This is a genomic window from Butyrivibrio sp. (assembly GCF_024699075.1).
The window spans coordinates 1-19,226 of sequence record NZ_JAILQF010000248.1 but is presented as its reverse complement, the minus strand read 5'-3'; the positions used below and the strand labels follow the sequence as shown (position 1 = coordinate 19,226).

The following is a 19,226-nucleotide window of genomic DNA, read 5'->3' as shown; positions in this document are numbered from 1 at the left end:
GGAAAGAGCATAACAGCGCCTGTTCCCTCTCCAAGAGCCAGATCCGCGCAGATAACAGGGGATAGTGACAGCTCATCAAGAATATCTTTCATCGCCGGCTCTTTGCCCAGATGGCTTGGAATCATATATTCAGACACCCCTGGAAAAAGATATTCGGAAACCATAGCTGCTGTAGCAGATATAAGGCCATCAATAACTATCGGCACTTTATATATAGCACCTCCAAGGAATATCCCGACCATTCCTGCTATATCATAGCCGCCAAATACAGATAAAGCTTTAAAGGCAAAAGATGCATATTTATCCTGCAGATTCTTGTTAAGATTTCTGATATCAATGGCTTTATTTAAAGCTCCTGTTTCTTTTAGTATATTAAGATCAGAATCATCTTTGTACTTATCTATCGCAGCATTAATTATATCTATCTTATGCTTTAAGCCCTCATCATCAAGGCCTGCGCCTCTTCCTGCTGTCTTATTGGCATCCTTATTTAAAAGCATAGCCAAAAGTGCGCTTGAAGTCGTGGTATTTCCAATACCCATTTCTCCTGTTGCAATTATCCTTGCGCCTTCTGATACTTCCTTTTTTACAAGAAGGCGTCCAACATCTATGGCATGCATAACTTCCATAGATGTCATCGCGGGCTCTTTCATAAAGTTCCTTGATCCCCGCCTTGTATAAGTTGAAGTATCATAAATTTCAGATATAACCCCATGAGGTGTCTTGCTGCATGCAATACCCATATCTACTGGTATTACATTAGCACTTGCGGCGTCTGCCATACGGCAAACACTTGAGGTTCCTTTAGAAAGGCTTATTGCTACTGCCTCTGTAACCTCCTGACCTGACTGACTTATTCCCTCTTCTACTATTCCGTTATCACTGCACAAAACCAGAACTTTTTTAGAAGACAGGTCAAGTCTTGGACTTCCGGTTATCCCAGCTATCTTCACAAGGATATCTTCAAATCTGCCAAGTCCATCAAGGGGCTTTGCTATAGCATCAAGATGCGCCTTTGCTGCATCCATGGCCTCTTTAGAAGGACAAGACATAAGACTATTCATTTTATTTAAAAAGTCAAAAAATTCTTTATCCATTATAAATTCGCAAATTCAGCCTCTTCTATAACTTTTGCAAACTCTTCAAGGCCTTCCTTATCTTCATTACTGAATCTTCCAATAGATGGACTGTCAATATCCATTACAGCAACAACTTTGCCGCCAACATGTATCGGAACTACAATTTCTGAATTTGATGCACTGTCACAGGCAATATGTCCCGGGAACTGATGAACATCTTCTACAAGCTGAGTTGTATCAGTAGCATATGCTGTTCCGCACACTCCCTTGCCTGACTGTATTCTGATGCAGGCAACATGTCCCTGGAAAGGTCCAAGAAGAAGACTTCCATTATCTACAAGATAAAATCCTGCCCAGTTAATATCTTCAAGTGTATCATTAAGAATAGCCGATGCATTAGACAGAACCGGCATATAGTTCTTCTCATCTTCCATAAGGCTCTTAAGCTGCGCTGCCATAAGTTTGTAATCTGTTGTCATAATATTTCTCCATTTCTGAGCAATTTAATACTTTAAGAATCGTGAATATAGATCTTATATCCCAGACCCCTTTTGCTAAAAAATATATCATGTTTTTCCCCATTAAAGAAGCTTCTGATCACTAATAATCCAATTAAATTTTAGTAAAGTATAAGTACTTCAGCTCCTTTCCTGTTTTTGGTGTAAAAAGCTACAAATTTGTGATAACATCAATATATAGTTCTTTAATATATTTTCTTTTATTCAAATATCTTTATTATGCATCCTTACAGGGGAGGATTTCAAAATGATCAAGGACAGTAAAATTCTCGTTGGCAAAACATCAAATGGCGAAGATATCTATCTTCTTCCCGAAAAAGCAAACCGTCATGGTCTTATTGCAGGTGCAACAGGAAGTGGTAAGACTGTATCTTTAAAGGTTCTTGCAGAAGCTTTTTCAGATCTTGGAGTACCTGTATTTCTTGCAGATGTAAAGGGAGATCTTGCAGGAATGATCAAGGAAGGCTCCGGCATGGAAGAAAGAGTATCAAAGCTTAATCTTTCCATGGACAATTTCAGTTATCAGAAATATCCTGCAGTATTTTGGGATATATATGGACAAAGCGGTATTCCTCTTAGAACAACCATATCAGAGATGGGACCACTTCTTCTGTCACGTGTTCTGGATCTTAATGATCTACAAAGTGATATTCTTACTATTGCATTTAAGATAGCTGATGATAATGATCTTCTTCTCATAGATACCAAAGATCTTAAGGCACTTCTTAACTATATTTCTGATAATAATAAAGAGCTTCAGGATGAATATGGCAAGATGTCTCCGCAGTCAATAGGCGCTATCCAGCGTGCTATCGTTGCTCTTGAAATGGCAGGAGGCGAGAAGTTCTTTGGTGAGACAGCTCTTAATATTCAGGACTTCTTTGCAGCAGGTCCTGATGGAAAGGGTATGATCAACATTCTCGATTCCAGAAGCCTTATGCAAAATGGAACCTTATATTCCATGTTCCTTTTATGGCTCTTATCAGAACTGTTTGAAAACCTTCCTGAAGTCGGAGATCTTGATAAGCCTAAATTCGTATTCTTCTTTGATGAAGCACATCTTCTCTTTGACGGAACATCAAAGGCACTCCTTGATAAGATCGAGCAGGTAGTTAAGCTTATCCGTTCAAAGGGCGTTGGTATATATTTTGTAACCCAGAATCCTCGCGACATTCCAGACGGAGTGCTGGCACAGCTTGGTAATAAGATAGAGCATGCTCTTCATGCTTACTCTCCTGCTGAACAGAAAGCAGTCAAAGCTGCTGCCCAGTCATTTAGAGAGAATCCTGAATTCTCAACTTATGATGCTATCATGCAGCTTGGAACAGGCGAAGCTGTAGTATCAATGCTCCAGGAAGACGGAACTCCTTCTATTGCAAATATAGTATCTATCCTGCCACCAAGAAGCGCACTTGGAAGCATCGATGATATGGAAAGAGACAAGGCAATAAAGGGTGCTATGCTCTACAGCAAATATGAAAAGGCTATAGATCCTGACTCTGCTTATGAGTTCCTTGAAAGAAAAGGACTTGAGGAACAGGCTGCCAAGGAAAAGGCCGCTGCAGAAGCTCTTGCTGCCAAGGAAAAAGAAAAGGCTGATGCTAAGGCTGCCAAAGAAAAAGAGAAAGCAGAAAAGGCCGCTGCTGCCCAGAAAAAGAGAGTTGCAAAATCTGTTGGTAATTCTGTTGCGGGAACAGTCGGACGTGAAGTTGGTAAATCTGTAGGAGGAACCTTCGGAAAGTTCGGAAAGACCCTTGGAGGAAATGTAGGTGCAAGCCTTGGAAGAGGCATACTTAGCACACTGTTCAAACTATAATAAGACACAAAAAAGCTGCCACACAGTAAACTGTGTAGCAGCTTTTTTATTTAATCTTTATCAGGTCCGGTCTTTATCAGGTCTGGTCTTTATCAGGTCCGGTTTTTGGACCGAAAGTTAAAATTATCGAAGATAATTTTAATCTTTAGTCTACCTCTGCTTCTTCTTTTACTTCATCTGTTTCATGATATTCCTGCTCTGTATTAACAGACCAGATCTTATCCTTATTCTTATCTCCGCTTACAATACACTTAACTGCTTCGAAAGAAGTAACCATAGAGTGGTCGATATTGTTGTATCTGTGCTGTCCGTTACGTCCAACGCAGTAAAGGTTATCAATTGACTTAAGATAATCAACAAGTGTGTCGATCTCATCATATGTATCGAAGTAAGCAGGATATGCCTTCTTAACCTTCTCCATATGATAGTCGAGAACTTCATCTGCACTGTCGATAAGTCCGATCTTGACCATTTCAGAAATACCGAGCTTTGCAAACTCATCTTCTGTCATAGACCAGTACTCATCGCCTTCATTAACGAAGTATTCAAGACCTACCCATACTGTATGCTCAAGATCCTTGATCATATATGGTGACCAGTTATTATAAATCTGGAAACGTCCAAGCTTAACTTTACGATCCTGTACATATACCCAGCAGTCAGGAACTATATTCTGAATAGTCTTGATATCTGTAAGATTCTTGATCTTAAGCTTTGGTACAAGTACTCCAAGAGTCATATAATCACGATAAGGAAGTCCCTTGGCGATTCTTGCCTCGTTTTCGGGAACATCATTCATTCCGCCAACAAGGTCTCTAAGAGGCATTGATGATATAAAGTAATCACCATTAACCTCATGCTCAGAACCGTCTTTAGTATCAACATAAGTAAGGGATGTAAGAACTCCTTCCTCATTCTTATGAACTTTTATGACTTTAGCATCTTTAATGATCTTACCGCCAAGCTTTTCAACTTCATCTGCAGTAACATCCCAGAGCTGTCCGGGACCAAGCTTAGGATATTTGAACTCTTCAATAAGTGAAGTATTGACCTTACGGTTCTTAACTTTAAACAGACGTCCAAAGTAGTCTTTGATTATTCCAAAGATAGAAAGGCCTTTAGTACGCTGCTTGCCCCAGGAAGCATCTATTTCTGATGGATGTCTTCCCCAGAGGTTCTCTGTATAATACTCAAAGAACATGCTGTAAAGCTTACGTCCAAAGGAATTGACATAAAGATTCTCAAGATTATCTTCAGGAAGCTTATGAAATACTGATCCAAGATATGAAAATCCAACCTTAAGAGTTGTCAAAAGTCCGAAATTCTTAAAGGTCTCAGGCTTTAAGGAAATCGGATAATCATAAAACTTATCATCAAAAAGAATACGTGAAACTCTGTGACGTGTGAGCATTACACGGTCTTCTTTTTCAGGATCAGGACCGCCCTCATGTACAGGCATATCCCTTTGAAGGACTATATCATCATATGACTTATGTCCCTGCATAGGAAGCATCTGGTCCCACCAGGCATTAACTTCCGGTATCTTGGAGAAGAAGCGGTGTCCGCCCATATCCATTCGGTTACCCTTATAATTAACTGTCTTGGATATACCGCCGAACTGCTCAGTTTCCTCAAATACAACTACTTCTATTGTCTTATCTTGCTTTAATAATTCATAGGCTGCGGTAAGACCTGCCGGTCCCGCACCTATTACAAGTGCTTTTTTACTCATGGATCGCTCCTTAAATTTATTCCTAACCACAAGATTATAACAGACTTGCCATAATTTGAAAACGTAATTATGTCATATCTGATAACTTCCGGTAAATTTTAGTTTTCCATGAGTACTAATTTACTCTTTATTTCTTATATTTCTGCGGTAATCAGCAGGGCTCATCCCTTCAAGAGCTCTGAACTTCCTGCTAAAATAGTCAACATCGCTAAAACCTACTCTGTCAGCAATGTCATAGATTTTAATATCTTCGCTTTCTAGGAGTTTTTTGGCTTCATCAATTCTCTTTTGATTCAGATATGTATTAAAATTTACGCCAACCTCTTTACTGAATACCTTGCCAAAATATACATTGTTATAGCCAAATAAAGGCGCAACTTCTTCGAGTGTAAGATTCCTGAAATAGTTGTGATCAACATAGGACTGGACATCCTGCATGGTAGACTTGGCTCCCTGCCTGTTACGCACCTTTTGTACTATTTTATGAGCTATTTCCTGTATATAATCAAAAATCTCATACAGATAAAATCTCGTTTCCAGAAAGTCTATTATCTCAGAATTTTCTGAAAAAATATCTCTCGAATCAGGATAAGTTCTGGATATCTGAGATTTGATCTGCAGTATCATATCTGTAAGATAGATCCTTATTGCAGTTGAATTCTCACTCGAAGAGCAGATCAGCAGCTTAAGATCGTTAAGTGTTTCAAGAACCCTGTCAATTGAGCCAGCCTGCATGAATCCTATAGTCTTTTGAGTATAATCTCTTAGCATATCTCTGGTTATTGTGGCATTTGAGCTGCTTAGCTCCTTAAGAGCTTCATAGCCCATCTTGTGGACACCCATATCACAAAAGAATCTTCTGTCACAAAGCTTCTGCGCTTCTTCGTATGATATCCTGATGTCTTCAGGCTTATCTACAGTTCTTCCATATGTCAGAAAAATAGCATCAAGAGGTGAGTCTTCCTGTATAAGCTTTCTGTCGAAGTGCTCAAGAAACTTGGCAAACTTGGATAATACTATCTTGCCCTTTAAGAGTATTACAGCTCTTTCATTCATGATACAGGCTTCATAATCATCCTCTTCTATAAAAGCTGATAAGAGCTCAGGGAGTTTGTATTCAGGCCTCTTTCTGTCTGTGTGATATGTTTCATATACTACGACCTGATACTTATCATATAAAAGCTTCATCTCGCTAAGAGCATCTTCACCTACGCTAAGTTCATCAGACCTTAAGAGCTCCTGTATCACAGCATCTCTTGCCTTGGTCCTTATAGTCTGAAGCTCACCTTTTTTCTCTTTTTCCAGAAGCATATCCTTACTGATATCTTCAAGTGTATCTTGAAGTTCATCTTCATCTACAGGTTTTGTAAGATAATTGGTAACTCCGTATTTAATGGCAGACTGGGCATATTTAAAATCAGAGTATCCGCTAAGGATTATGAACCTGCCCTTATATCCTGCTTCTCTGGACTTTCTTATTACATCGATTCCCTGCAGCCTTGGCATGTTAAGATCCATAACAACAACTTCAGGTGCCTTAGTAGTAATAATATCAAGAGCTTCTTCTCCGTTACCTGCTTCATAATCAACGCTATAACCAAGCTCTTCCCAATCCATTATGCATTTTAGTCCTGCCCTGATGTTCTCCTCATCATCAGCTATCATTACACTAATCTTAGAATCCCTCATATGACTCACTTTCTGTTTATGGATTTTATATTACTCGCCAAGAATCTCTTTTTTGATCTCGCCTTCTGCCATGGCATTTTGCAGATCAAACTCATATACATCTGCATAGCCAAGACCCTCGCATTTACTCTTCATCTCATTCCAGATATTCTCAAACTCTTCTTCACTGCTTGCATATATCATGTCCCAGGACTTTGAAACAATAATACGCTTTACCGCTTCTCTTATCTCTTTGATCTCAGCGCTTTCTTCGCTTTCATTATATTCACATCCCGGAGAAACTATAAGCTTATTGTTCTTTACAAGATAATCCATTGTATTATCAGCATCCATGGCTTCGCTCCACGTAGTCTGCAAAACTGTGGCTGTTCTATTCATCTCGCTTTCCCACATCTCATAAGAATATGGGAATCCATTATCTGCAAGCTCAGTAAGAGAAACTGCTGTATAGTTAAGCCTTGATATACCATCTCTGTAAGTATTACCACTACTATCTCCGGGAATAACGGCACTGCTTTGATTATAAAAGACATCTATGCCATAATCCGTAAGTACCGGTTTACCATCTACCATCTTCCAGGTAATGCCTTCAGGGCCAGCACTTCCGCCATTTTCTGCAGCCTGGTTTTCATATACGCCTTCATCTGAATACAGATAATCTACAAAATCTACCATTCTCTCAGGATCTTTAACATCTGCGCCTACGCACATGACTATGTCGTATACTCCGTCTCTTGAACAGCCATGCTCATATATCTGCATGTCACTTATATCTGCCATCATGAAGCCTTTACCTTGTTGCATATGCTCCTCTGTATTATAAGCAGACATGCCAAGAAATCTCCAGGGGCTAAAAAGAACTGCTCCGTCCTGATATTTACTAAAGACTTCACTATATGACTGATTCCTTGAATCAGGATCCACAAGCCCCATCTGGTTAGCCTCAAAATAGAATTTTAGTGACCTGTAATAAAGAGAGTCATCATCAAGTATTGACTGATAATCGCTTCCATCGGCTTTGGCAAGTACGAATCCGCTTTCATCATAGCCATAAAAGCAGCATGGTTGCTTGGCCCAGGTCATCATGTTATTATCCCAGTCATCAAAAAATGAAAAGGCATATACAGGATTACCCGTATCACTTAAAGGACTTGCCTGTTGCATCTTATAAAGAACATCAAGCAGATCTTCCAATGTTCCTATCTCCGGGCTTCCTATTTCTGTATAAATATCCCATCTTATGTATGGAGCATATGTTGAATCAATTATATCTGAGGGTGTATCAGAAGGTAATGTCGATATATTTGAAGGAATAGCATATATTCCGTCAAGGCCACTATTTAATTTATAAATAGCATCAGAATATTTCATGATATCCTTATCTTTAATATAAGGAGTCATATCTAGTAAAAGACCTGAATCCACCAGATCCTTAAGCGCATTGTTCCTAGCGGATATCATGACTATATCCCCAAGATATCCGGATGCAGCACGAACATCTTTTAAGACCGCGCCATTATAGTTGTTATTAACAGAGATAATATTAAGATTCATGTTGAATCTCTCTTTGACCCTGTCTGCAAACCATCCAGACTGAATGCCCTGCGTATTAGCTTCGCTCGCAAATACATCTATGGTAAGTTCTTCTTCATATTTGTTATTACCGCATGCTGACACAAAAAGAGCTGATGCCAATACTACGGCAGGGAAAAAAGTTTTCTTCATCTTTAACCTCAATATTAGTGCAAATAAAATACCGGGCTTTGAAAATGGAGCATTTTCAAAAAATCCTTCCGTCTCACTATAAACGAGAAATTAAGTTTTGAAAATGGTTCATTTCCAAATAAATTACATGTAGGAAATCCCACATAATAAACATCTGGTTCTCACTTTTTAAATTATGTGGGCATAACAGGGATAATTCCTGCTATGCCCACTATTTTTAATAAACTCTTTTTACTACTTTTTTATCTGAATAAATTAGTTAGCTGCAAGAGCCTCTTCTTCAGCTGCACGACGAAGCTGTGCTTCATTTTCCTGGAACTCTACGCACTGATCATAGCCGTAATCTGCTGCCTGCTGAACCATTTCAGCAACGATAGCTTCGAACTCTTCATCAGACTCTGCATAGATTGCCTTCCAAGAATAATCCTTGATGCATGTAGCAACCTGATCCCATACAACCTGAAGTTCATCTGAGTGTGTACCAGCTGAATATGTTGTACCAGGTGAAAGAACATAATCTGTGCTCTTGATATATTCATCAGGTGTCTGTGCTCCGGACCAGTCGATCCAAGCCTGCTCAATATCAGAAGCATCAATTGCCTTGTAGCTCTCCCAGTTCTTGTAGTTGTATGTCTCACCAAGAGCTGAATCAGGGTTAAGTGAATCAAGAGCCCATGTTGTGTTGTTCATCTTGAATGAACCATCATCAAATGTTCCGCTGTAGTCACCTGTAAGTGATGTTGTAGAATCTGTCTTGCATGCGATACCAAGATCTGTAAGGTATGTGCCGCCTTCTTCGTTGTAATCCCAGCATACGCCCTGAGGACCATACTCTGCTGTAAGTCTTCCTTCAGGAGTTGAAAGCCAGTTGATGATTGCCATGCAAAGTTCAGGATACTCTGTGTTAGCACCGATTGACCAGATTCTGTTTGAACCATATACGTTCTGACCATAGATGATAGGTGCTGCTTCAGAAGGCTTTACAGGATACATCATCTTGCCTTCGCTGATGTGTGAATCAGAATTGTAAATAGCTGATCCAAGGAAATTGAATACGTTAAAGAATGCTGTACCATTCTGGTAGTCTTCAGCCATTCCGTCATATCCCTGTGTCTGTGAGTCAGGATCAAGAAGTCCTCTCTGATACAGGTCATTATAGAACTTAAGAGCTGTAAGGTAAGGACCATTTTCTTCAAGTGCAGGGTGATACTCACCTGTTGAAGGATCATAAAGTCCGACACCGAATTCATCATAGCCATAGTAAGCTGATGCTGTTGACTTTACGAACATAACCATGTCACCATCCCAGTCATTGAACAGTGAAACACCATATGTCTTGTTGCCATTATCATCTGTAGGACAAGCTTCCTGCATCTGTGCAAGTACTTCTACAAGTGAATCAAGGTCTGTGATCTCAGGAGATCCGATCTGCTGATAGAGGTCAAATCTAAGATCCCATTCATACATAACTGACTGTGTATCTTCTGCAGAATAAGCTACATCATGACCAAAGCCATAGATCTTGCCATCAGCGTTGATTCCACGGTTCTTCTCAAGAGCCTTTTCCATGTTTGCTGCAATGTATGGGCCATAATCAGCAAGAATGTCATCCTCTTCCCAATCAAAGAGCATTCCCTTATCTACAGCCTGTACATAATCATCACCATCTGCTCCCCAGATTACAAGGTCACCAAGATTTCCTGATTCCATACGTGTGTCATAAACGCCATCTGATTCAGGGATAATGTTAAGCTTAACATTGAACTTATCAAGCATAACCTGAGCAAACCATCCGATCTGCTCTCCAGAGTAGTTAGCAAGCTGATCATAAACGTCAAGTGTGATTGTCTCTTCAGGTATGATGTCAGACAGATCTCCCTCAAGCTGATCTGATGCTGCCTCATCGCCTGTAGACTCGCCAGCTTCGCTGCCAGCCTCATTAGCTGTAGCATCTCCCTGTGTTGAAGCTCCTTCTTCAGGTGTAGTACTAGCACCTGAACAAGCAGTTGCTGTAACAACCATTGAAGCAGTTGTTAGAAGTGCAAGTAATCTCTTATACTTCATTCTTTTTCACCCTCCTGTGGTAAATTATATTGTTTACATGTGCAAGCATCACTATATACCTGCAATGCTGGTACCTTAGTAATCAACCCTTTACTGCGCCCATCATGATACCTTTTTCAAAATATCTCTGCATGAATGGGTATACGCATAATATAGGTATGATAGTAACCATGGAAATAGTATATTTTATAACCTTACCGTTAAGTGCTGACTCAAGTACTGTCTGGCTGATTCCTGATGTACTTCCTGATGACATGAGTGCTGCAAGGTTAGATGTTGTATTAAGGTAGATATAAAGTCTGTGCTGCAGTGTATAGAGCTTTGGAGCTGACTGCATGAGAATAAGTGAATCCTGGAAAGAGTTCCACTGTCCTACTGCTCCAAATACTGCAATTGTAGCAAGGATCGGTTTTGAGAGAGGCCAGATTATTGATGTGAATATCTTCATCTTGGAAGCTCCGTCAAGCTGGGCACTTTCTTCAAGTTCAGCCGGTATTGATGATTCAATATAGGTTTTAACAAGGATTATATTGTAAGGAGCAACTATTCCCGGAATGATATATGCTGCAAAGCTGTTAGTAAGTCCAAGCATTGACATATTTAAATACCAGGGAATAATACCTGCGTTAAAATACATTGTTATTACTATGAATCTGTACCAGATACTTCTTCCCCACATTTCTTTTTGTGTTACAAGATATCCGACAAATCCTGAAGCTGCAACCATAAGAACTGTACCTATTACTGTTCTTGCAACTGTAACTGATGTTGATAAGAACAGATCATTAACTGCCATAAGTCTTATGTAGTTACCAAACTGTATTCCTCTTGGGAAGAAGTTTACAAGTCCTTTTCTAACCATCTCATTATCTGAGATTGTATTGATGAAAAGATAGTAAAACGGGAATATACATACAAATGTAAATAAACCAAAGACCAGATAATTTATGATGTCAAAAATAATATCGCCAACAGTTCTCTTACCCGGCTTTTTGTGCTTTTTATAATAGAGCTTTTCAGCTTTTTCATCAGCTTTTTCCTGTGCTGTTTTTGCCATGATCGCTTTCTCCTTATCTTTAATAGAACATCTCTATGACTTTGCTTTTAGACGATTGTTTCGCCTCTTACAAGTTTGGATACATTATTAGCTGTAAACAAAAGTATTACTGATACTACAGACTTAAGCATACCGACCGCTGTTGAGAACGGAATCGCTCCGTTTACAATACCCATTTTGTAAACATATAAGTCAAGAACCATGATGTCTGTTGTGTTAGTTGAATTCTCAAATACGAGGTACTGATCCATACCATTTGAAAGAATTCCTGCAATTGACATAAGAAGGAGTACGTAGAATGTAGGCATAAGTCCGGGAACTGTTACATGCCACATTCTCTGGAATCTGTTAGCTCCGTCAACTGTTGCTGCTTCGTAAAGCTGCTGATCTATACCGGATATACCTGCGATATAGATGATAGCGCTCCATCCAAGGCCTTTCCATAAGCCCCATAAGAGCATCTTGAGCCATACATTATCTCCGCTCATAAGGAAGTTCTTGCCCTGATCCCAGATACCAAGATTCATCATAAGTGAACTGATGAAACCGTCTGTTGAGAATATTGAAAATGCTATAGCAAAAACCAAAACCCAGCTTATGAAGTTAGGAATTGTTGTAAATGTCTGTACAAATCTTCTGAATCTTGAATTCTTGATCTCAGAAAGGAAGATAGCAAATACCATAGGCATCCAGCTTGTGAAGATACCAAGGAAGCTCATTCCAAGAGTATTCTTCATAACCCTGATCATATCTGATCTTGTTGCTGCATTTCTTACAAGCTGTGTAAACCACTTAAATCCAACGAAATTCTCCATTGAAAGAGTATCACCTGACTTGTAATCAAAGAATGCATATCTCCATCCGAACAAAGGAAGATAACTAAATACGAATGTCAAAAGAATAAATGGCATCATCATAAGGAAAAGTCTGTACTTGGTATCCATATGGAATTTCTTTTCCCCAGGCTGTTTGAAGACTACTATAAGTTCGTATATGGAAACTACGAGCATTACTATAAGTATAGCCATAAGACCATAATAGAAAGGCGGGAATGTAGGATTGATCTTCTCAGGCTTACTTGTAAGCGAAACCTGTGTATATGCAATGTAAATTCCCTGAAGTGCTGCAATTGAAACAATACTGCCACATGTGCTTATGATATTACCAAGGCGTTTGCACTTGTTGTTACCAATTGAAAGGCAAGCTCCTATTGCACATGCAAATATACCGATACAAACAAATAAACTTGATATATTATCAAGTCTCATTGTGCTTTCAAGGATCCATTCCTTTCTGAAAGCACGGCCGAAATTATCAACTAAAGTTCCATAGGAAAATCCGGCTGTAAGAAGTGAAATACTTCGATTGATCATTCCGCTTATCCTTGCAGGATTAACTGCAGGTAAGAAAATCAGAACAAATAATAGTATCGCCATTACACGATACACGTAATAGAGTTTTTCAGATATTTTTATGTTTTTCACTTTTCTCCTCCCGACATAAAAAAGGTACCGAACCAGTTAATAAAAGTTTAACTTTTTCTAACCAAGTTCAGTACCTAAACTATTTAACAAAAAGTACGGTAATTTTTAAACATCCGTTTATTTTTGTCGGATTATTACGGGAACATATAAACTTATCACTGTTCCTGCGCCTTTGGTGGAATCTATAGTCATTCCGTAGGGCTCTCCATACTTTAATTTTATTCTGTTATATACATTTGCTATACCTATGCTGCGTCCATCTTCTGAAGGTGTTTTGATACTTGTTTTAAGTTCTTCAAGCCTTTCCGGCGTCATTCCTTCTCCGTTATCAGTTACCGTAATTTTTAAAGCTTCGATATCATCTTTTAACCTGACTTTATTAATATCTACTATTACGATACCTTTACCTTCTTTTTCCCTGACTCCATGCTGGATTGCATTCTCAACAATGGGTTGTATTATAAGCGGAAGTGTCGTAACTTCCTTTGGATCTATCGAATCATCTATATTTATTTCATAGTTGATCTTATCTCCAAATCTCATTTGCTGGATAGAAAGATAATTCTCTACATGATCTATGGAGCCTGCAAGTGTAACTTCTTCGGAATTACCTTTATCAAGAACAAATCGCAGCATCTTGCCAAGAGTTTTTATGGCTTTGGCAACTTCCTTATCTCCTTTGGTAACCGCCTTCATCCTTATAGTTTCAAGCGTATTATAAAGAAAATGCGGATTGATCTGACTTGTAAGCATTTTAAGTTCCATCTCACTTTGCTTGTTCAAAAGCTCTTTTTTATCAAGCTGTGCTTCGTACATCATTGCATTCTTCTGCTTGATCTCATGTGCTGTGACAACAAGATCAGAAAAGGCCTCCGAGATCTCATCTTCACCGTTTAGTGAAGGGGGAATATCATACTCTCCGTTTGATACCTTATGCATTGAGCTCCTAAGCGTTCTGACCCTTCCTGAAAAGTATTTTGAAAAAAGTCTTAGTATTTCAAAAGGAACCACAAGAGCTACGATAAATATGACAATGACAAAAAACAGAATAAAGACAAACCTGTTTATTGAATTATAGTCAACAGTTGTTATATAAAAAATCGAATCCGCTCTGTAAGCAGAAAGCGTATTGGTATTAAGAATAGACAGCTTTCCATTAAAAATCTTAGTGCCCTGATAGGTGTAGTGTTTATCACTATACTCAATAGGGATAATATCATTTAAATACCTGCCATAGTTTGTGTTATCTGAGCTAAAAGATACTGAGCCTTCATTAACAGTAACAGCCACATCATACTGCTGTTCTCTAAGCCTTGTCTTAAAATAGTTATCACTAAGCCTCATTACAAGCACTGCATGATAATCAGAGTCAACAAGAGGAATCTGCCTTACAAGACATATATTATAATAAACTATTCCATTTTCATCTTCTCTTGAAAGTCCCCTCCAAAAGGCTGCCTTTTGGCCTTTGGCTGTCTGATACCATTCAGTATTTTGAATATCTGAAGTAGCCGTATAGAATTCCTTATAATCCTGCAAATAAGGATTGTCTGAGTAGATCTCTACACTTTCTATAGCAGTATATTCATAGTTAAAGCTTTCTATAATGTCAATCTGATCTATGATATCCTTCTCTTCTTCAATATCCTGATATTCCTTGGACAGAGTTGTCCAGATTGAATCACTATATGCAAACTTTTCTGATATGTTAAAAGCCTGGGTAGTTATTTCGAAAAGGGTAGTAGATACCCTCTGTCCATAAGATTCAAGGAGATTCCTGTTATATCCCATGAACATTGAAAACGTACTGACAAGCAGGATGCTACCGATTATCACGATCGGTAACAGTCCTGCTATCACATACATATATAATAATTGTCTTTGAATATTTCCCTTATTAAACCATTTCATAATAGCTTTCGCACCCATCGATCTCACCATTACTTAAAGTAATGGATTTATGGCTAAGCAGTTGTAAACGCTATATCAAAGCATACCATAATCCGGTGCCAAAGTCTTGAATTATTATAGATTTGTAAAGCTGCTTCGAACATTCCTTATATTAATTGTTCTGTCAAAAGGCGTATAGTCAGTAAAATAGATTGTTGATGCTCCGGCAGTCTTTAACTCACTGTCTTCCTTGCCTTCCATAAAGTGGTGCGCGCCAAATCCAGGGCCTACTGTTATTGCATCTGCCTCATTTGAAACTCTTGTAATGCCATCTTTAATGGTAATGGTTTCTGTTCCATTAAGCGTAGTAGCCATATGTTCATTTTCAAGGAAGTCTCCACCTGTAAATGCAAGCTCAACTCTCCATGGACCACCCTTCACGGCATCCGATGATGTCACTACTCTTACATCAATTCCGTCACCGGTTTTTGCATCACTTATATATACATCTATATCAAGATCAGGCCCTGACAATTTATCCCTCTTTGAATTGTCCATATCCCACCAGTTACTTGTAGAAGGTCTCTTATCATCGGTCCATGGCAGATAGTACCATCCCTTCATTGTCTGATGAAGATGAAATACACCATTCTCCTCTTTCATATCCTCACTGATAAAGGCCCTATGCTCACAAAATGATCCGGCAACCTTCATTGCAAGCTGCATAGTTCCTACATGGAAATAGAGAAAATTGGACTTTTGTCCCATTACTGTATATGTATAGTATTTATTTTTTACTCTTGCTATATTTGAATCCTTATAGAAAACTCTGTAATCGGGATTAATATAGCTTCCTTCAAACTCTGTGTTACGCCATTTAGGGTACTTGAGAAAATAAATAAGAACATCCGGAGCTTCAAGATCTCTGTCTCTTACTATATCCATAATGGTATTACACATCTGGTAGAAGACCTTGTTATCTCTCTTTATAGCCATAAGCATGTATTCAGTATAATAAGCAATAGGATAAACAATACGGTCCTTGTCAAAACGTGTTGAGTTCGCTGTAAAGATGCTTCCGTTAGGCTCCCAGTAATTGAGCATCATCAAAAGATTACGGCATACATTATCTTCGTATGAATCATCTCCTGTAGCTTCTGCAAGCATTATCATTGCATCGTTATTAACAGAATTATAATTACCGGCAGACTTCTCTGAATATTCACCATCTTCGTTACAATCGATACCCTCAGCAAGATATCTGTCAGCGCTTTTATACATCATGTCATCATCAAATAATTTGCCGCAAAGCTTTAACATTCCGGCAATAGCCCATCTGTGATTTGGTGTATGAAAGCCTCCTGTCATGATACCTTTTGCACCATGATAGATGATATCGCCAAGTTCTTTATATATAATTTCTTCTTCACCGCTTCTCTGAGTCTGAGCATCAAGAACCTGATAAGGAGGAACTATAGCAACAAGGCAAAATGCTGTATCAGGAGCCGAATTAAAATTGCAGCTTACATAATCAAACATTCCGTTTTCATGCTGAACGCTCTTAACATATTTAATTCCTGCTATTATACGATCAAAAACATTTTTATTGTGATAGTATATACTGTCTTTACACAGGTAACATGCAATTATTGTCTCAAGCCTGTAAAGAGTAACCTTAGCTTCACTTACGCCTCGTCTGTCAATAAAGGCTCCGTAATAAGGACTGCCTGTATCAAGGATCTGCTCCTGAATATAATATACAAGCCTTTTGTCTGAATCCTTTAAAATTCTTCTATAATGATCTTCCATAGCTACCTCTCATTTAAAAAAATATTCTGCCACCTTTGCTGCTTCTATCAGAAACAGCATAGCCATCGCCTGTCCATAGGGCATAGGCTTTATCGGTATCTGTTTATAAAAGTCCTTGGAATCTCTACCCATAGGTGTTCCGTAAGATACGTCTTCTACGACTCCGTCATCTCCTATTCTGTCCATTACTGCAGAAAGTGCTTTAAGGGCGCATTCCTTGTATTTATCAGGAAGTATTCCAAGTCTTATACTCTTAAGAATACCATATCCAAAGCCGCATGTTGCACTTGTTTCAAGATATGAATCCTCATCATCAATAAGTGTATGCCACATGCCTGACGGATCCTGATATCTGACAAGAGCATCAACCTGACTCATAAGTGAACTTTTAAGATATCTTGCTGTATGCTCAGGCATATCTTTTACTATTTCAAATATTTCAGGGATAGAAGCTGTAAGCCAGCTGTTTCCGCGTCCCCACAAACCTTCAGCAAAATTATTCCTTCCATTAAAGGTCCATCCATGGAAAAAGAGGCCGGTCTTTTTATCTGTAAGATATTTGATATGTACAAGATACTGGTATAGTGACTCTTGTATATAATCATCACGTCCTTCTATTCTTCCCATATTTGCAAGGAACAAAACTGCCATATAGAGGGTATCATCCCAGAGCTCTCCGTTATTAAGTGAATCGCTTGTCCTGTGGATCATGCCGTTTTCTTCACTTCTTGGATACTGCTCCATTACGCACCGTGCCCACTCACGACATACATCCATCTTGGTCTTGTCATGCTCATTCTCTGCCAAAAAAGACAGAGCAAGCATAGGTGCTGTTGTATTTATATTCTTGGATGGAAGACCTGTCTCAAAGGATCTTTCATAATACTTATCAAGGATCTTTTTATAGCTCTCATCACCTGTTTCTGAATAGAGCATCCACATTCCATATAGTCCTACTCCCTGAGTCCATTCCCAGTGCTGATATTTTCTGATATCATCACCTGCCAGATTTTTGTCTTTCATTCCATCCATGAACTTATCATCATCTTCATATAATATATTTTGAAATGACTGTGAGAGAATCTGCAGAGTCTTTTCAATCTGAGCTTTTGTTATCATATCTGCCATCTCCGCCTCCATAATTTTTTCGTATTTAATAATCTTGATCACACTGTTTAAATTTAGTGATCATGCTGTCATTACTTTAATGATTGTTTTATCATTACTTTAATAATTGTTTTATCATTACTTTGTCATTACTTTAATAATCGTGCTGCCATTACTCTTTAAACTTTTCATTTATAACTCATTTTCAAGCTTGTTTATCAGTTCTATGAGCTCGTCAGGATGACTTATCCTGTAATCCGGTTTCCAGCTTTCTTCTTCAAATTCATGAAAATATCTTGGAGACCAGTCAAGCCATATGGAAGTAATTCCAAAATCATTGGCACCGCCAATATCTTTTCTAAGGTTATTGCCTATCATGACAATCCGGTTCTTGTCATTATCAGTAAGACCAAGTTTTTGCATTGCTGTTTCGAACATAATCCTTGCAGGTTTCTGCATTCCAACTTTTTCAGAAACAATCCAGGCATCAAAACAGTAACCAAGACCATTTTCCCTGTAGACATTCTGGAAAGATTCCCACTCACCATCAGCTACAAGTGCTATGGTATACCCGTCATCGTGTAGTTTTTTGAGAACTTCTCCTGCGTTTTCTATAAAATCCGCTCTTTGTACTATCTGCGGATTTTCTTCGCCATATATCTGCGTTGACTCATCGATAATAGTGTCTCCGCTGTCTGTAAAAATGATCAGTTTCTTCTTGTTCATAATTGTCTTATGTTTTCCTTCATAACTTAGTTTTTTTGCGTAAAAGGCCCGAAACCCTTATTATCGGATTCCGGGCTCTTAATAAATTACTATTTGTTTTTTCAGTTATGCTTTAGATCCTGTAATCTACTTATCAGTTAACTGAATCGTAGTAAGCTCCTCTTGCTTCAATGATCTCTGCAAGACCTGAGTTATTAAGTTCTGCCATACCATTTGTATATGTTGTTTCGAAATCGGAAGCAACTATGCACTGATATACGAACTGTACCATCTTGTTCTCAACGTCTGTACCATAGGTCTGCTCTGCTTCTGAAAGGTTTGCATATGTAGGGAATCTGAATTTTCCTGTCTGGCATACTTCATAATAGCTCTTGTACCAGTCTTCTGTAGCCCATGCAGATGCCTGTGTTTCAACGTTTGTAGCTGCAAGTACATCGTAATCGTTAACCCAGTCAAAGTTAAGATTCATAATGCAAAGGTCATCACATGTTCCGGGATATCCTTTTTCATTCTTCTCATCTTCAGAAGGC

At 38.7% G+C, this 19,226-nt stretch carries 14 protein-coding genes; 1 reads left to right on the top strand and 13 read right to left on the bottom strand.

Features of this window, described 5'->3' with window-relative positions:
* Together K6G87_RS10175 and K6G87_RS10170 are read right to left on the bottom strand one after the other, a co-directional pair.
* Window positions 1-1,028: nicotinate-nucleotide--dimethylbenzimidazole phosphoribosyltransferase (locus K6G87_RS10175; RefSeq protein ID WP_296836619.1), on the bottom strand; the 1,028-nt coding region annotated here is incomplete at its 3' end.
* A gap of 68 nt (window positions 1,029-1,096) precedes the next feature.
* On the bottom strand, window positions 1,097-1,558 hold the full coding sequence (locus K6G87_RS10170) for a GAF domain-containing protein (RefSeq protein ID WP_296836617.1): 462 nt from the start codon (window positions 1,556-1,558) through the stop codon (window positions 1,097-1,099).
* Between the two features lie 286 nt (window positions 1,559-1,844).
* Between K6G87_RS10170 and K6G87_RS10165 the strand changes: the two genes are divergently transcribed.
* Window positions 1,845-3,413 (top strand): helicase HerA-like domain-containing protein, encoded by a 1,569-nt coding sequence (locus tag K6G87_RS10165; protein ID WP_296836616.1) that lies wholly within the window; start codon window positions 1,845-1,847, stop codon window positions 3,411-3,413.
* A gap of 145 nt (window positions 3,414-3,558) precedes the next feature.
* Here K6G87_RS10165 and K6G87_RS10160 read toward each other — a convergent pair whose 3' ends face one another.
* From K6G87_RS10160 to K6G87_RS10110, 11 genes are all read right to left on the bottom strand, one after another.
* Window positions 3,559-5,145 (bottom strand): NAD(P)/FAD-dependent oxidoreductase, encoded by a 1,587-nt coding sequence (locus tag K6G87_RS10160; protein ID WP_296836614.1) that lies wholly within the window; start codon window positions 5,143-5,145, stop codon window positions 3,559-3,561.
* A 120-nt stretch (window positions 5,146-5,265) separates the two neighbouring features.
* Complete coding sequence (locus tag K6G87_RS10155) at window positions 5,266-6,834, bottom strand: response regulator (protein ID WP_296836612.1); 1,569 nt, start codon at window positions 6,832-6,834, stop codon at window positions 5,266-5,268.
* Between the two features lie 30 nt (window positions 6,835-6,864).
* Window positions 6,865-8,559, bottom strand: a complete 1,695-nt coding sequence (locus K6G87_RS10150; protein ID WP_296836611.1) for an extracellular solute-binding protein — start codon at window positions 8,557-8,559, stop codon at window positions 6,865-6,867.
* Between the two features lie 255 nt (window positions 8,560-8,814).
* The gene (locus K6G87_RS10145; RefSeq protein ID WP_296836609.1) at window positions 8,815-10,623 is read right to left on the bottom strand and encodes an extracellular solute-binding protein; all 1,809 of its coding nucleotides are present in this window, start codon (window positions 10,621-10,623) and stop codon (window positions 8,815-8,817) included.
* 82 nt (window positions 10,624-10,705) lie between these two features.
* Window positions 10,706-11,680, bottom strand: coding sequence for a carbohydrate ABC transporter permease (locus K6G87_RS10140; RefSeq protein ID WP_296836608.1), 975 nt, complete (start codon window positions 11,678-11,680; stop codon window positions 10,706-10,708).
* A 47-nt stretch (window positions 11,681-11,727) separates the two neighbouring features.
* Window positions 11,728-13,164 carry an ABC transporter permease gene (locus tag K6G87_RS10135; RefSeq protein ID WP_296836605.1) on the bottom strand — a complete coding sequence of 479 codons (1,437 nt, stop codon included), beginning with the start codon at window positions 13,162-13,164 and terminating at the stop codon, window positions 11,728-11,730.
* A gap of 117 nt (window positions 13,165-13,281) precedes the next feature.
* Entirely contained in the window at window positions 13,282-15,075 is a 1,794-nt protein-coding gene (locus K6G87_RS10130; RefSeq protein WP_296836604.1) for a sensor histidine kinase, read from the bottom strand.
* 114 nt (window positions 15,076-15,189) lie between these two features.
* On the bottom strand, window positions 15,190-16,863 hold the full coding sequence (locus tag K6G87_RS10125; protein WP_296836603.1) for a hypothetical protein: 1,674 nt from the start codon (window positions 16,861-16,863) through the stop codon (window positions 15,190-15,192).
* Window positions 16,864-16,872: 9 nt separating this feature from the next.
* Window positions 16,873-17,991: a beta-galactosidase BglB gene (gene bglB, locus K6G87_RS10120; protein WP_296836601.1), complete on the bottom strand. Its 1,119-nt coding sequence runs from the start codon at window positions 17,989-17,991 to the stop codon at window positions 16,873-16,875.
* A gap of 171 nt (window positions 17,992-18,162) precedes the next feature.
* On the bottom strand, window positions 18,163-18,696 hold the full coding sequence (locus K6G87_RS10115) for an HAD family hydrolase (protein WP_296836600.1): 534 nt from the start codon (window positions 18,694-18,696) through the stop codon (window positions 18,163-18,165).
* A gap of 133 nt (window positions 18,697-18,829) precedes the next feature.
* Window positions 18,830-19,226: hypothetical protein (locus K6G87_RS10110; protein ID WP_296836598.1), on the bottom strand; the 397-nt coding region annotated here is incomplete at its 5' end.

Bases quoted from the DNA above. Each gene is read 5' to 3' on its own strand.
- K6G87_RS10170 (WP_296836617.1), bottom strand. From the start codon at position 1,558: ATGACAACAGATTACAAACTTATGGCAGCGCAGCTTAAGAGCCTTATG.
- K6G87_RS10165 (WP_296836616.1), top strand. From the start codon at position 1,845: ATGATCAAGGACAGTAAAATTCTCGTTGGCAAAACATCAAATGGCGAA.
- K6G87_RS10160 (WP_296836614.1), bottom strand. From the start codon at position 5,145: ATGAGTAAAAAAGCACTTGTAATAGGTGCGGGACCGGCAGGTCTTACC.
- K6G87_RS10155 (WP_296836612.1), bottom strand. From the start codon at position 6,834: ATGAGGGATTCTAAGATTAGTGTAATGATAGCTGATGATGAGGAGAAC.
- K6G87_RS10150 (WP_296836611.1), bottom strand. From the start codon at position 8,559: ATGAAGAAAACTTTTTTCCCTGCCGTAGTATTGGCATCAGCTCTTTTT.
- K6G87_RS10145 (WP_296836609.1), bottom strand. From the start codon at position 10,623: ATGAAGTATAAGAGATTACTTGCACTTCTAACAACTGCTTCAATGGTT.
- K6G87_RS10140 (WP_296836608.1), bottom strand. From the start codon at position 11,680: ATGGCAAAAACAGCACAGGAAAAAGCTGATGAAAAAGCTGAAAAGCTC.
- K6G87_RS10130 (WP_296836604.1), bottom strand. From the start codon at position 15,075: ATGAAATGGTTTAATAAGGGAAATATTCAAAGACAATTATTATATATG.
- K6G87_RS10125 (WP_296836603.1), bottom strand. From the start codon at position 16,863: ATGGAAGATCATTATAGAAGAATTTTAAAGGATTCAGACAAAAGGCTT.
- bglB (WP_296836601.1), bottom strand. From the start codon at position 17,991: ATGGCAGATATGATAACAAAAGCTCAGATTGAAAAGACTCTGCAGATT.
- K6G87_RS10115 (WP_296836600.1), bottom strand. From the start codon at position 18,696: ATGAACAAGAAGAAACTGATCATTTTTACAGACAGCGGAGACACTATT.